The sequence below is a fragment of the Rhodoferax sp. LS1P39 genome (assembly GCF_056521425.1).
In genome coordinates, this window is record NZ_JBWMAV010000001.1 from 547,989 (window position 1) to 560,903 (window position 12,915).

General features: G+C 63.7%; 13 protein-coding genes. 9 read left to right on the plus strand and 4 right to left on the minus strand.

The genetic code is table 11. The features are described 5' to 3' along the window. Positions 1-4: 4 nt before the first annotated feature. Genes AC097O_RS02400 through AC097O_RS02415 form a run of 4 tightly spaced genes read left to right on the plus strand, consistent with a single transcriptional unit; the run spans position 5 to position 3,546 of the window. Complete coding sequence (locus AC097O_RS02400; RefSeq protein ID WP_479591289.1) at positions 5-634, plus strand: paraquat-inducible protein A; 630 nt, start codon at positions 5-7, stop codon at positions 632-634. Further along, positions 631-1,290 (plus strand): paraquat-inducible protein A, encoded by a 660-nt coding sequence (locus AC097O_RS02405; protein WP_479591290.1) that lies wholly within the window; start codon positions 631-633, stop codon positions 1,288-1,290. The genes AC097O_RS02400 and AC097O_RS02405 overlap by 4 nt, the downstream gene beginning before the upstream one ends. Next, positions 1,277-2,962 (plus strand): PqiB family protein, encoded by a 1,686-nt coding sequence (locus AC097O_RS02410; protein WP_479591291.1) that lies wholly within the window; start codon positions 1,277-1,279, stop codon positions 2,960-2,962. Before AC097O_RS02405 ends, AC097O_RS02410 begins: the two co-directional genes overlap by 14 nt. Beyond that, a complete protein-coding gene (locus AC097O_RS02415) occupies positions 2,959-3,546 on the plus strand; it encodes a PqiC family protein (protein ID WP_479591292.1) in 588 nt (195 codons plus the stop codon). The genes AC097O_RS02410 and AC097O_RS02415 overlap by 4 nt, the downstream gene beginning before the upstream one ends. A gap of 54 nt (positions 3,547-3,600) precedes the next feature. Here AC097O_RS02415 and AC097O_RS02420 read toward each other — a convergent pair whose 3' ends face one another. Then, complete coding sequence (locus tag AC097O_RS02420) at positions 3,601-4,758, minus strand: MFS transporter (protein ID WP_479591466.1); 1,158 nt, start codon at positions 4,756-4,758, stop codon at positions 3,601-3,603. 235 nt (positions 4,759-4,993) lie between these two features. On the opposite strand from AC097O_RS02420, the gene AC097O_RS02425 reads away from it, so the two are divergent. Then, a complete protein-coding gene (locus AC097O_RS02425; protein ID WP_479591293.1) occupies positions 4,994-5,482 on the plus strand; it encodes an outer membrane lipoprotein in 489 nt (162 codons plus the stop codon). 50 nt (positions 5,483-5,532) lie between these two features. On the opposite strand, the gene AC097O_RS02430 is transcribed toward AC097O_RS02425, so the two are convergent. Next, on the minus strand, positions 5,533-7,059 hold the full coding sequence (locus AC097O_RS02430) for an aminotransferase class V-fold PLP-dependent enzyme (RefSeq protein WP_479591294.1): 1,527 nt from the start codon (positions 7,057-7,059) through the stop codon (positions 5,533-5,535). Positions 7,060-7,160: 101 nt separating this feature from the next. On the opposite strand from AC097O_RS02430, the gene AC097O_RS02435 reads away from it, so the two are divergent. Beyond that, positions 7,161-7,661 carry an Lrp/AsnC family transcriptional regulator gene (locus AC097O_RS02435; protein ID WP_479591295.1) on the plus strand — a complete coding sequence of 167 codons (501 nt, stop codon included), beginning with the start codon at positions 7,161-7,163 and terminating at the stop codon, positions 7,659-7,661. 11 nt (positions 7,662-7,672) lie between these two features. Next, positions 7,673-8,608: a ribosome biogenesis GTPase YlqF gene (ylqF, locus tag AC097O_RS02440; RefSeq protein ID WP_479591296.1), complete on the plus strand. Its 936-nt coding sequence runs from the start codon at positions 7,673-7,675 to the stop codon at positions 8,606-8,608. 97 nt (positions 8,609-8,705) lie between these two features. Here the strand turns inward: ylqF and AC097O_RS02445 are convergent, their stop codons facing one another. After that, the gene (locus AC097O_RS02445; protein WP_479591297.1) at positions 8,706-9,749 is read right to left on the minus strand and encodes a porin; all 1,044 of its coding nucleotides are present in this window, start codon (positions 9,747-9,749) and stop codon (positions 8,706-8,708) included. Positions 9,750-10,230: 481 nt separating this feature from the next. Here AC097O_RS02445 and AC097O_RS02450 point away from each other — a divergent pair, with 481 nt between their 5' ends. Together AC097O_RS02450 and coq7 are read left to right on the plus strand one after the other, a co-directional pair. Next, entirely contained in the window at positions 10,231-11,532 is a 1,302-nt protein-coding gene (locus tag AC097O_RS02450) for a porin (protein ID WP_479591298.1), read from the plus strand. 97 nt (positions 11,533-11,629) lie between these two features. Next, a complete protein-coding gene (coq7, locus tag AC097O_RS02455) occupies positions 11,630-12,295 on the plus strand; it encodes a 2-polyprenyl-3-methyl-6-methoxy-1,4-benzoquinone monooxygenase (RefSeq protein WP_479591299.1) in 666 nt (221 codons plus the stop codon). 65 nt (positions 12,296-12,360) lie between these two features. On the opposite strand, the gene AC097O_RS02460 is transcribed toward coq7, so the two are convergent. Next, positions 12,361-12,813 carry an OsmC family protein gene (locus AC097O_RS02460; protein WP_479591300.1) on the minus strand — a complete coding sequence of 151 codons (453 nt, stop codon included), beginning with the start codon at positions 12,811-12,813 and terminating at the stop codon, positions 12,361-12,363. Positions 12,814-12,915: the final 102 nt, after the last annotated feature.

A 12,915-nucleotide genomic window follows, 5' to 3' on the forward strand; every position in this document is an offset into this window, starting at 1 on the left:
CCCCATGCAACTCGTCCCCCACGCCATCCTCTGCGAAGGCTGCGACGCGGTCTATCCCAAGACGCGGCTGCAGCCGGGTGAAACCGCGCGTTGCAGCCGCTGCGGCACCGAGCTGGAGCGCTACCAGGGCGATGCCCACCAGCGCATGCTGCCGCTGGTGCTGGCGGGCCTGCTGATGTTTGCGGTGGCCAATCTGTTCCCCATCGTGACCATCGTGATTGGCGGCCAGGTCAGCGACACCACCCTGGTGGGCGCGGTGGCCGCCCTCACCGACGAAGGCCTGGGCGAGGTGGCAGCGCTGGTGCTGGCCACCACCCTGCTGTTTCCGCTGCTGCAACTGCTGGTGCTGCTGTATTTGCTGCTGCCCCTGCCCGGCCCGCGCCGCACGACCTGGGGCTTTGCCGCGCTGGTGAAACTGCTGCAAATGCTGCAACCCTGGGGCATGGTGGAGGTGTTTTTGCTGGGCGTGCTGGTGGCCATCGTCAAGCTGACCAGCTCGGCCGAGGTGATTGCCGGCCCGGCGCTGGGCGCGTTTGTGGCGCTGACGGTGCTGCTGACGGCCATTTTGTCGTTCCCTCCGCGCAACTTCTGGCATCTCGCGTTCGATACGGTGCCTGATGGGCCAAAGCCATGAGCGACCCGAAATCGGCTCGCTCGCTAGGCCTGATAGCCTGCCACCCTTGCGGCGCAGTCTGGCAGGGGGCCACCGAGGGCGCGGCCTGCGGGCGCTGCGGCAGCCCGCTGCACCGCCGCAAACCCGACAGCCTGAACCGCACCTGGGCGCTGCTGGTGGCCGCCTACCTGATGTACCTGCCCGCCAACCTGCTGCCGGTGATGGTGACCAGCAACCTGCTCACCACCAAGCAAGACACCATCATGAGCGGGGTGATCTACTTCTGGGTGACCGGGGCCTGGGGCCTGGCCACGGTGGTGTTTGTGGCCAGCTTTCTGGTGCCGCTGTTCAAGCTGGGCGCGCTGACCATCCTGTGCTGGATGGCGCAGCACCACAGCCCCCACAACCGGGCCGACCGGGCACGGCTGTACCGCATCGTCGAAGTGATTGGCCGCTGGTCGATGCTGGACGTGTTTGTGGTGGCGCTGCTGGCCGGGCTGGTGCGCATCCAGGGGCTGGCCGAAGTCAACGCCGGGCTGGGCATCGCCGCCTTTGCCACCGTGGTGGTGCTGACCATGCTGGCCGCTTTAAGCTTTGACCCGCGCCTGACCTGGGACGACCCCGAGCCGCTTTCTACCGACCACCTTTTGCACCATCGACCGCATGAGCCCACCTGAACCTTTGCCCACCGATCTTCCAGCCGATTTGCCCGCCCCCACCGTCACCCGCGCGCGCCGCTGGCTGCCGTCGCTGGTGTGGATCGTCCCCATCGTGGCCGCGCTGGTGGGCATCACCCTGGTGGTCAAAACCCTGCGCGACCGGGGGCCGGTGATCGATATAACCTTCAACACCGCCGAGGGGCTGGTGGCGGGCAAGACCAAGGTCAAGTACAAGGACGTAGAGATCGGCTCGGTCACCGCCATCACCCTGGCCGAGGACCGCTCCCGCATCATCGCCACCGTGCAGCTGCAAAAAGAGGCCAAGAGCTTTGTGGCCAGCGACACCCGGTTCTGGGTCATCCGGCCCCGGCTGGAGGCCGCCGGGGTCAGCGGCCTGGGCACCCTGCTGTCGGGGGCCTACATCCGCGCCGACGCAGGCAGCTCCACCGACACCCGCAGCACCTTCACCGGGCTGGAAGTGGCCCCGATCGTCACCCGCGATGCCTCGGGGCGGCAGTTTGTGCTGCGCGCCAGCAACATCGGCTCGCTGGACATCGGCAGCCCGCTGTACTTTCGCCGCATCAAGGTCGGCCAGGTGGCGGCCTACGCGCTGGACGAAGATGGCAAGGGCGTCACCCTGCGCGTCTTCGTCAACACCCCGTATGAGAAGTTTGTGGGTGCCAACACCCGCTTCTGGCATGCCAGCGGCGTGGACGTGGAGGTGAACGCCAGCGGCTTCAAGCTGCGCACCCAGTCGCTGGCCACCGTGGCGCTGGGCGGCATTGCCCTGCAAGCGCCCCAGGATGCCACCGGCCCGCAGGCCAGCGAAAACACCAGCTTCACCCTGGCCGACGACGAAACCACCGCCCTCAAGGCCCCCGACGGCCCGGCGCAGACGCTGCTGCTCAACTTTAACCAGTCGCTGCGCGGCCTGAGCCCGGGTGCCACGGTGGACTTTCGCGGCGTAGTGCTGGGCAAGGTGGTCTCCATCGGCGTGGAATTTGACCGCAGCAAGCGCCAGTTGCGCATGCCGGTGCTGGTCGAGATCTACCCCGACCGCCTGGGCTCTGCGTCCGGTGCCCTGCCATCCGAAACCCCCGCGGTGCAACAGCAGCGTCTGCAGCAAATGGTGGCCCGGGGCCTGCGCGCCCAGTTGCGTACCGGCAGCCTGCTGACCGGCCAGTTGTACGTGGCACTGGACTTCTTCCCCAAGGCACCGGCCGTGGAGTTGGCCAGCCACAAAGGCGGCGATCCCGGCATCAACCCCATCGAGATCCCCACCCTGCCCAACGGCCTGGACGAGCTGCAGAACCAGGTGTCGGAAATCGTCACCAAGGTCAACAAAGTGCCGTTTGAGCAGCTCAGCAACGACCTGCGCAAAACCCTGGCTACGCTGGACAAGACCCTGGCGGGCGCCGAGCAACTGGTGAAAAAGCTCAACAACGACGTGGCCCCGGCGCTCACCGCCGCCATGCAAGACGCACGCACCACCCTGGGCGCTGCCAACCGCACCCTGGGCACAGCCGAGCGCACCCTGGCCGACGACGCGCCGCTGCAACAAGACCTGCGCCAGACCCTGCGCGAAGTCAACCGCGCCGCCGCCTCCATCAAAGTGCTGACCGACACCCTGGAGCAGCACCCCGAGTCGCTGCTGCGCGGCAAGTCCGAGAAATCCGAGGAGAAAAAATGAAGTTGAAGTACGCCACCGGGGCCTTGGCCCTGCTGCTGGCCGCCTGCGCCACCCCGCCCGCCACCCGCCACTACAGCCTGGCCCCCACGCTGCCACCGGCACCCTCCAGCGCGCTGCAGATCGAGGTGCCGCCCATCGCCCTGCCCGAGCGCCTGGTGCGCCCGCAACTGGTGGTGCGCAGCGCGACCAACCCGTTTGAGGTGCTGGACACGCACCGCTGGGCCGCCCCCTTCAACAGCGAGCTGCACGACGCGCTGGCCAGCGGCATCGGCCAGCAACTCGGGGCCATCGATGTCAGCACCGGCGGCCGCCTGGCCGGGCAGCCGGTGTACCGCATCGCCGTGCAACTGCGCCAATGGGATGCCGCTGTGGACCAGCAGGTGCAGGCCAGCTTCAGCTGGACCATCCGCCGCAGCGACGGTGCGCGCAACCTGGCCTGCCAATGGAGCCAGTCTGAGCCCGTAGGCGTGGGTATCGCCGCCCTGGCCCAGGGTGCGCAGCGGCTGACCCAGCGCGCCGCGCAAAGCATGGCCGCGTCGGTCAAGGCGCTGGAAGCGGACGCTGCCGCCACCTGCCCTGGTTAAACCACTGCTATATTTAGAATAGCTGCTTGTGCTGATGGAATAAGCGCTGGAGGTCTATTTCGTTTGTAAGTGGGAGGCGGGCGGGGCGAAGTGCACGATCTTCCACACCACCGCCGTGAAAGCCATTACCACCAGCAGCATGCAGCCATAGGCCCAGCGCAGCCCCACCCAGTCCGACAGACTGCCCACCACCACCCCGGCCAACTGCGACCCCAGGCTGAAGCCCAGCATCAGCAGGGCCGACAGCCGTGAAGCCTGGCCCGGTGCCGCGTCGATCATGGTGGCCAGCAGCACCGGAAACACCACCCCCACGCCCAGGCCAAACAGCAGATTGCCCACTGCGGGCAGCGCCCAACCGCCCACGCCCGGCAGCAGCACGTTCAGCGCCATGCCCGCCAGCGCCAGCAGGTTCAGCCGCCACAGCTTTTGCCGTATCGACCAATTGCTGTGGAAAAACGCCTGCCACAGCCGCGCCGCCACCATGCCCGCCACAAAAAACTGCAAACCCACCCGCGCGGCGTTGGGGCTGAGCTGCTGGGCGTTGATGCCGTAACTCACATACCAAAAGTTCTGGCCCCACTCCAGAAAGCCTGCCAGCACCCCGCCCGCCACCGTCCAGGCGATCACCGGGCGGCGCAGCAACTGCACGTAACTGAGTGCGCCGCCCGCCCCTCCAGCCCCATTTTCTGCGGCGTGGTGCGGCGAGCCCAGCTGCGCAAAATACCGGCGCGGCCAAAACAGCAGCAGCACCGACAGCAGCGGCAACAAATACAGCGCATAGGGCGCGCGCCAATTGGTGTTGACCGTCTGCACGCCAATCACCAACAGGGGCGACAGCAAATTGCCCAGGCTGAAGGCCACGTCCACCATGCTCAGCAGCCGGGCGCGCAGCTCAGGCTGCGGGCTCACATCGGCCAGGATGCCGTGCGCCAGGGTGAACAGCGCCGTCTCCACCAGCGCCACCACAAAAAACCCCAGCAGCAGCGTGCCGAAATTGGGTGACAGCACGACCAGCCCAATCGATAGCAGCGCGACGGCGGTGTAGCCCAAAAACAAGGGCCGGGGCGGGTAGCGCTGCGCCATGCGCCCGCCCTGCAAAGCCCCCAGCACCGAGCCGCTGGACCACACCATCATCAGGATGCCCAGCTGCTGGTAGTTGTCGAGTTCCTCGCGCAGCTCGGGCGTGACCGCCCCCAGAATGGCGGCAAAAATGCCCGCTCAGAACGCGGTGTAGATCACCACCCAGGCCAGGTAGGGGATGGTGCGGATAAAGTCTTTGAATTTCACAGTAAACGTTGGTTAGAAGATAGTCCAATAAGACCGGCGATTGTCGCGATTACAAAGCGTTAACGCAGGCTGTGGAACCGATGCCGGGCGTACCCTGTCAACCACACACCGTTTGGCGCGTCATAGATTGATGCCCAAACCTATTTCCCTAGGAACTTCCATGCGTTTTGTCTCCAGCGTCCTGACCGCCACCCTGCTCGCCACCGGCCTCAGTGCCTGCGTGGTCGCGCCGCCCTACCAGCAAACCTCTTATCCGCAACCCACCTACCAGCAGGCCCCCCAGCCCATGCAGCAGGCGCAGCGGGTCGACACGGGCCGCGTGGCGCAAATGGAACTCGTCCGCACCCAGGAACGGCCCCAGGCCACCGGCGGCGGCGCGCTGATTGGCGGCATCCTCGGCGCGGTCATAGGCCACCAGATCGGCGGCGGCTCGGGCCGGGCTGCGGCCACCGTGCTGGGCGGATTTGGTGGCGCAATTGCAGGCAATGCCATCGAAGGCCAGCAGCAACCCGGCCAGCTCAACGAGTCCTACCGCGTGGGCGTGCAAGGCGACGACGGCAGCTACCGCTATTTCACCGTACCGGTGCAGGCCGACCTGCGCGTGGGTGACCGGGTGCGCATGGGCAACGGACAACTCTTCCGGTATTGATAAATTTAAGCCTTTTAGGGCGCTAGCGCTTATTCCATCAGCATGAGGAGCTACTCTTTAGATAGCAACTGCCAAGCCTGCGCATAGCCCAGTTGCCGCAGGGTGTGCACCGCCCGCTGGCTGCGCTGGCCACTGCGGCAAACAAACACCAGCGCTTGGGGCGTGGCACCCAGCCAGTCGGCCAGATAGCCATCCAGACTCCCCAACGGCACATTCAATGCCGTGCGGCCACAGCCCAAAGGCTGGGGGTCGGCGGCATGTTCCTGGGGTTCGCGCACGTCCACCAGCAGGGCGCGGGGATGCTGCTGAAAAAAGTCGGCCAGTTGGGCAGGCACCAGGTGCATGGCCGCGTCCACCTCCAAGGGCGGGCCGCAGCGCAGCGCCTCGGCAGCATCGGTACGGGCTCGCAACGCGGTGCCGCACTGGGCGATGCGGGCGCAGGCGGCCTGGATAAAGTCCGCATCGGCCATCGCCCCAAACGACATGCGCACCGCCGATGCGGCCTGCCAATCGGGCACGCCCATGGCCTGCAGCACATAGCTGGGTGCCGCCTTCTTGGCCGAACACGCACTGCCCGCGCTGACCTGCACGCCCACGGCACCCAGGGCATCCACTACCGCGCTGCTGGGCAAGCCGGGCACCGAGAAGTTCAGGGTGGTAGGCAGACTATCGTCCCACCTGGCATTGAAGACGATTTCGGGCCATACCGCCCGTAGACTGAGCGTGAGAAGCTCTCGAAACTGTAGCATCTGGGTAGGGCTGCTGAAGCTGCCGCCGTCCTCCAGCGCCTGCAGCACCGCGCCCAGGGCCGCGATGCCCACCATGTTCTCTGTCCCCGAGCGCAAACCGTCTTCCTGCCCACCCCCGGCCATTAACGGGGTGAACGGCGCGCCCGGGCGCACGTACAGCAGGCCAATGCCCTTGGGCGCGTACAGCTTGTGGCCGGAAAACGGGGCGTAGTCGATGCGCGTCTGCGCCAGGTGGAGGGGTAACTTGCCCAAGGCCTGCACGCAGTCCACCAGCCAGTAGGCGTGCGGGGCCACCTCGGTCAGCACGGCCTCGATGCCCGCCAGGTCTGACACCACGCCGGTCTCGTTGTTGGCAGCCATGGTGCATACCAGTGCCGCCTGCGGTGCCAGGGCGCGCAAAGCGGCTAGGTCGTGCCGCCCGCTGCGCGCCACCGGCAAGGCCTGCAGTTCCAACTGCAAGCCCAGCACCCGGTTCCAATGCGCCAGGCTTTCGGGCACGGCCTTGTGCTCGGTGGCCCCGTACAAAAGTAGCGTGCCCACCGCTTCGCCACGCGCCATTCGCTCCCGCACGGCACACAGGGCGGACAGCACCGCCGTCTGGATGCCTTCGGTGGCACCGCTGGTGAACAGCACGTCGCCTTCACCCGCACCCAGCACCCGCGCCGCACGGGCACGCACGGCATCGACCAGTTGGCGGGCCTGCACACCCGTGGCATGCGTGCTGCTGGGGTTGCCAAACACAGCCCCCATGGCGTATTGCGCGGCGGCCAGGGCGGCGGGCAACACGGGGGTGGTGGCGTTGCAATCGAGATAAATGGTGGAGTTCATGGCGGTGAATCCTACCTACCCAGTCTGAAATACGGATTCCAAAAATATTACAATCAAGTCAAATAAAAGAACAAATAAACCATATTTTTTAAAAATGCAGCATGAACGAACTTGACCGACTGGACTACGCCATTTTGGGCGCGCTGCAGGTCGACGGCAGCCTGTCGGTGGCCGCGCTGGCCGAGCGGGTGGGCCTGTCCACCACCCCCTGCTGGAAGCGCCTGAAACGCCTGGAAGACGACGGCTATCTCACGGGCCGCGTGGCGCTGGTGGACCGGCACAAGGTGGGCCTGCCCATCACCGTATTCGTCAGCATCCGCACCGCCCAGCACGACGAGAAATGGCTGGCCCAGTTTGCCGCTGCCGCATCCGCCCTGCCCGAGATCCAGGAGCTGCACCGTATGAGCGGCGACGTGGACTATCTGCTCAAGGTGGTGACCACCGACATCGGCGGTTACGATCGCTTCTACAAAAAGCTCATCCAGGCCGTGCCTTTGAGCGGCGTGTCATCCGCCTTCTCCATGGAGCAAATCAAGTCCACCACGGCCCTGCCGCTGGATTTAGTCTCTTTTGGCAGTACATCCAGCAGCACCAAAACATAGAAAGTACCCCCATGGCCATCCAATGGTTCCCCGGTCACATGCACCTGACCAAAAAAGCCATCACCGAGCGCCTCAAAGAGACCGACGTGGTGATCGAGCTGCTGGACGCGCGCATGCCCGGCTCCAGCGCCAACCCCATGCTGGCCGAGCTGATCGGCAGCACGCCCACCCTGAAAATCCTGAACAAGCAGGACATTGCCGACCCGGCCCGCACCGCCCTGTGGCTGGCGCATTACAACGCCCTGCCCGGCACCCGCGCCATCGCCCTGGATGCCAGCGAAACCGCCCCCGCCCAGCGCCTCATCCCCGCCTGCCGCTTGCTGGCCCCGCTGCGTGGCGGCATGGTCAAGCCCATGCGGGTGCTGATTTGCGGCGTACCCAACGTGGGCAAGTCCACGCTGATCAACACCTTGAAGGGCAAACGCGCCGCCAAAACCGGCGACGAAGCGGGCATCACCAAGCTGGAGCAACGCATCGTGCTGGCCGACGACTTCTATGCCTACGACACGCCCGGCATGCTGTGGCCGCGCATCATCGTCGAGCAAAGCGGCTACCACCTGGCCGCCTGCGGCTCGATTGGCCGCAATGCGTTTGACGAAGAAGAAGTGGCGCTGGAGCTGCTGCTGATTCTGCAAAAGCACTACGCGGGCTTTGTCGAAGAGCGCTACAAGCTGGACCCCATCCTGGGCTTGACCGACATCGCCGTGCTCACCGAGATCGCCCGCAAACGCGGTGGGCTGCTGGGCGGCGGCAAAGTCAACCTGCAAAAAGCCGCCGAGATCGTGCTCACCGAATTCCGCGCCGCCACCTTGGGCCGCGTCACCCTGGAAACCCCGGACGAATTCGCCCAGTGGCTGGCCGTGGGCCAGGCCGCCGACACCGCGCGCCAGGCGAAGAAGGACGCCCGCAAAAACAAGAAACCCGCAGCGTCCGAGTCCGCCGAGTAACACTCTTTCAAACGTCAAAAAGCCGCTGGATTTGCACCCAGCGGCTTTTCTAGTTATTTGCCTTTAAGCCAACCCGATCAGGCTGGCGGTCGTTCGATTAGAACTTGTGGTTGATACCGACCAAAGCGATGTCGTGCTTCTTGGTGGTCACACCAGCAGAAGTCTTGGCGTTGTCAGCCTCGAAGCCAGCGTAAATGGTGCTGCGCTTGGACAGAGCGTACTTGGCGCCCAGGCCCCAGCCCTTGCGCTTTTCGCTGCCAGCGGTAGCGTTGTTCTTCGACTGAGCGTAGCTGCCCGACAGGGTCAGAGCCGCGCCGACAGGAACGTCCACACCCAACTGGTAGTCGGTTGCGTCGGAGTCGTTCACGTTGGCCATGTTTTCTGCCTTGCCGTAGGTACCCAGCAGTTTTGCAACGCCCAGGTCATAGGAGGCACCCAAACGCAGGTACTTCTTGGCAACCACTGCACCGGTGGATTTTTCGTTCTGGTAACCCAGATGCGCAGCCACAGGGCCGTTAGCATAGGCAACAAACACGCTTGCCACAGAGCCAGCACCGACGGTAGCGGTCTTGTTCTCGCCCAGGCTGTAGCTCACTGCTGCGGTCAGGCCGCTGAAGTTAGGCGTAGCGTAGTAGAAGGTGTTGCCAGGACGCGAGGTGTAGCCAGTGGACTTGAACACCGAGTTCATAGGCGACAGCAGCGAGTCCCAAACTGCGTTGGAAGCACCGCTCACATCGTCAAATGCGGTGGTGGTCAGGCCCAGACGGGTCTCACCGAAACCACCAGCCAAACCAACCCATGCCTGGCGCGCGAAGGCGGCAGGCGTAGCAGGTGTGGTGGCTGCAAAACCGGGAACCGCTTTGGCGGTGCCGTCGTCTGCATTGAAACCTTGTTCAAACTTGAAGTTGGCAGTCAGACCGCCACCCAGATCTTCGGAACCGCGCAGGCCCCAACGCGAGGTGTTCACGTTGCCGCTCTTAACCAGAGCTTGGCGAACGCCAGTGGTAACACCAGCAGCCGTGGTGGAAGTCTTTTCGCTGGCCAAGTTCAGATCAACGATACCGTACAGGGTCACGGACGATTGGGCCATGGCAGCGCCGGAAGCGGCGAGAACTGCCAAAGCGATCAGGGATTTTTTCATTCAAATATCTCCAAAGATTGAAAGATGTCGGGTTCGCAGTCTGGCTGCCACCTCAACGTTACTTCTTGGTCAGAAGCTGCCGCGATTACACCAGACGGCTTATAAACATTAGGTGAATAGCTTGTCACATTCCCAAATATGTTGAATTTAAACAACGGTTTTTGCCCGATTTGCATGCAGGCCAAGGCAAGCCCATCCATAAAGTAACCAATTCGTAACTTTGGCCAGTTTTGTTACACACTCAACGAACTGGTGTTGTAACTTTGCCAACGGGAAACACAATGGACATCCGAAGTGAACTGCGCCGCCCTTGGAGAAGCGCGGTTACACAGGGTTTTTACCTGTAAAAAAAGTCGCACAAGCGACCAGCATCCGCCTGTAATTTGGCAACATCCAGGCTCACGCAGCCAGGTGAACGCCTCAAGTTCGCTATGAAAACAGCAGCACGGCTGCGCTATTTAAGAATTACTCTGGAGCACGTATGAAGAAGATGACTTTGGTTTCTGCAGCCGCACTGGCCTGTATCGCCACCACCACCATGGCACAGGAATCCGCCACCAGCGTTACGCTGTACGGCATTGCCGACGCGGGCATCAACCACGTGACCGGACTGAAGCAGGGCTCCGTCACCCACTTGGCCAGCGGCATCATGGAGGGCTCGCGCTGGGGCCTCAAGGGCAATGAAGAACTGGGCGGCGGATACAAGGCCATATTCACGCTGGAGAGCCGGGTGGAACTGGATACCGGCGCGTCCTACAACACCACCGCATCGGGCTCACAGCTGCCAGACCGGGTATCGTTTGCCAACCAGATGGGTTTGACATCGGCCAGCCCCCAGGTCCAAGCCCTGTACCAGGGTTTGGTGGCGGGTGCAGGTGCCGTGATCGGTTCCTCCCTGGGCGTGAATGTCCGCGAAAAAAATGTGTTTGACCGGCAGCTCTATGTCGGCTTGGTGACCCCCGTGGGTGCCATCACGGCGGGCCGCCAGTACACCCCCGGTTATTTGGCGGTAGGCGCGTTTGACTCTATGCACACCGAGTCCAGCCTGGCCGTGGGCCAACTGGTGGCTGTACCGGTATCTTTCACGATCCGTACCAGCAACTCGGTGCAGTACGCCATTAAAACGGGTGGACTCACCGCCACCGCCATGTATGCCTTCGGCGAAGTCGCTGGTAACAACTCTGCAGGCCGCCTGCTGGGTGCCATGGCGATGTACAAGGGCAATGGTTATGGCATTGGCGCGGGATACAACACCCAAAAGAACGAACTCGGCCAGAAATCACTGACCAATGCAATTCTGGGCGCATCGGTGGACATTGGCCCCGGCGTTCTAAGTGCTGTTGCGGCCAATATCAAGGATGACAATCCTGCAGGCTTGTCCGGAATTGCCGCGGCCCTAACTCCCGGCGCGGTTCAAAATGCCGGCCCCGTCCTTGGCCCGGTGCTGGCTCTGCAGGTACAAAACGCCTTCATCAATAACTTCAAGCAAGACTCCAATGTGTTCCACATCGGCTACCGCATGACCATGGGTGCCAACACCGTCACCGTGGCGTACAACACCATGAACGACAAAACCGCAGCCAATGCCGACCGTGCCTCGTATGGCGTGGCCTACACCTATGCGCTGTCCAAGCGTACCGATTTGAACGCTGTCCTCACCCACTTCAACAACAAGAACACCTCGCAGCTGGCCCCCGGCGGCAACGGTTTTCTGGGTGGCGTCACCCGTGCGGCAGGCGTGGATTCCAACAACGTGGCCTTCGGCATCCGCCACCGCTTCTGATCTACCGGCCTGAACGGCCTGTGCTGAAAAGTCCTCCCCTGCGGAGGACTTTTTTTTGGACGGCAGCCACCGGATGCGCTTGCTTTACAGTGGCGAGATGTCTTCATCCAGCCCACGCCTGTCCTTGCCCCGACTTCCCACCCTCGACCAGCTGTGCCGCGCCGCTGACACCGCGCTGCGTACGGTATTCACCCAGCCGCACGCCAGCCGCAGCTGCCCGACGGTGCCCGAACGCGCCACCGAACTCAGCCCTGCGGACAAGGCCCACGCCGGGGCTTTGATGCGGGTCAACCATGTGGGCGAGGTGTGTGCCCAGGCGCTGTACACCGCGCAGGCGCTGGTCACCCAAAGCCCCACGCTGCGCAGCCATTTCCTGCACGCCGCAGACGAAGAAACCGATCACCTGGCCTGGACGCGCCAGCGGCTGGACGAGCTGGGCAGCCACCCCAGCGTGTTGAATCCCCTGTGGTACGCCGGGGCCTTTGGGCTCGGGCTGGCCGCTGGTCAGTTCGGCGGTGACCGCTGGAGCCTGGGCTTTGTGGTGGAAACCGAAAACCAGGTGGCTGCGCATCTACAAAGCCACTTGGCACACCTGCCCGCCGACGACCATGCCTCGCGCGCCATCGTGGTGCAGATGAAAGACGACGAAGAGCGCCACGCGCAACAGGCCACGCTGGCCGGCGCGCTGGACCTGCCCGCGCCTGTCAAAACCCTGATGACGCTGGCCGCCAAGGTGATGACCACCGTGGCGTACAAGATTTAATAGTACTTACGCGGCGCCCCTGTACCACCCTTCGGGCTTACAGGGGGAACTTGCGTAAGTCCTGTTTAAGCCGCTTCGACCAGATCAAAGCTGGTGGTAATTTCTGCCGTCTTGCCCAGCATGATGGTGGCGGAGCAGTATTTGCCGTGGCTCATGGCGATGGCGCGCTCGACCGCGGTGGCGGGAATGCCTTTGCCAGTCACGGTGAAATGCATGTTGATCTTGGTGAACACCTTGGGATCGACCTCGGCGCGCTCGGACACCAGCTTGACCGAGCAGCCGCGCACATCGTGGCGGCCCCGCTTCAAAATCAGCACCACGTCATAAGCGGTGCAGCCGCCGGTGCCCGCCAGCAGGGTTTCCATCGGGCGCGGGGCCAGGTTCTGTCCACCGTTTTCAGGTTTGACCGCGTCGGGCGCGCCGTCCATGGTCAAGGTGTGGCCGCTGCCGGTTTCGGCGACAAAGCCCATGCCCGAACGGGTGCCCGCTGCGCCGGTCCAACTGACTGTGCATTCCATGCTGCTGTCTTTCTTTAACTAAATTACGGAGGAAACTGCCCGATTTTGCCCGCGCTGCCAACTTGTTCACGCTTTTCGCCACACCGAACGTGCTGCATCGCA

Coding starts and splice junctions, on each gene's coding strand:
- ylqF (WP_479591296.1), top strand. CDS start 7,673: ATGGCCATCCAATGGTTCCCCGGTCACATGCACCTGACCAAAAAAGCC.
- AC097O_RS02410 (WP_479591291.1), top strand. CDS start 1,277: ATGAGCCCACCTGAACCTTTGCCCACCGATCTTCCAGCCGATTTGCCC.
- AC097O_RS02460 (WP_479591300.1), bottom strand. CDS start 12,813: ATGGAATGCACAGTCAGTTGGACCGGCGCAGCGGGCACCCGTTCGGGC.
- AC097O_RS02405 (WP_479591290.1), top strand. CDS start 631: ATGAGCGACCCGAAATCGGCTCGCTCGCTAGGCCTGATAGCCTGCCAC.
- AC097O_RS02450 (WP_479591298.1), top strand. CDS start 10,231: ATGAAGAAGATGACTTTGGTTTCTGCAGCCGCACTGGCCTGTATCGCC.
- coq7 (WP_479591299.1), top strand. CDS start 11,630: ATGTCTTCATCCAGCCCACGCCTGTCCTTGCCCCGACTTCCCACCCTC.
- AC097O_RS02430 (WP_479591294.1), bottom strand. CDS start 7,059: ATGAACTCCACCATTTATCTCGATTGCAACGCCACCACCCCCGTGTTG.
- AC097O_RS02425 (WP_479591293.1), top strand. CDS start 4,994: ATGCGTTTTGTCTCCAGCGTCCTGACCGCCACCCTGCTCGCCACCGGC.
- AC097O_RS02415 (WP_479591292.1), top strand. CDS start 2,959: ATGAAGTTGAAGTACGCCACCGGGGCCTTGGCCCTGCTGCTGGCCGCC.
- AC097O_RS02435 (WP_479591295.1), top strand. CDS start 7,161: ATGAACGAACTTGACCGACTGGACTACGCCATTTTGGGCGCGCTGCAG.
- AC097O_RS02445 (WP_479591297.1), bottom strand. CDS start 9,749: ATGAAAAAATCCCTGATCGCTTTGGCAGTTCTCGCCGCTTCCGGCGCT.
- AC097O_RS02400 (WP_479591289.1), top strand. CDS start 5: ATGCAACTCGTCCCCCACGCCATCCTCTGCGAAGGCTGCGACGCGGTC.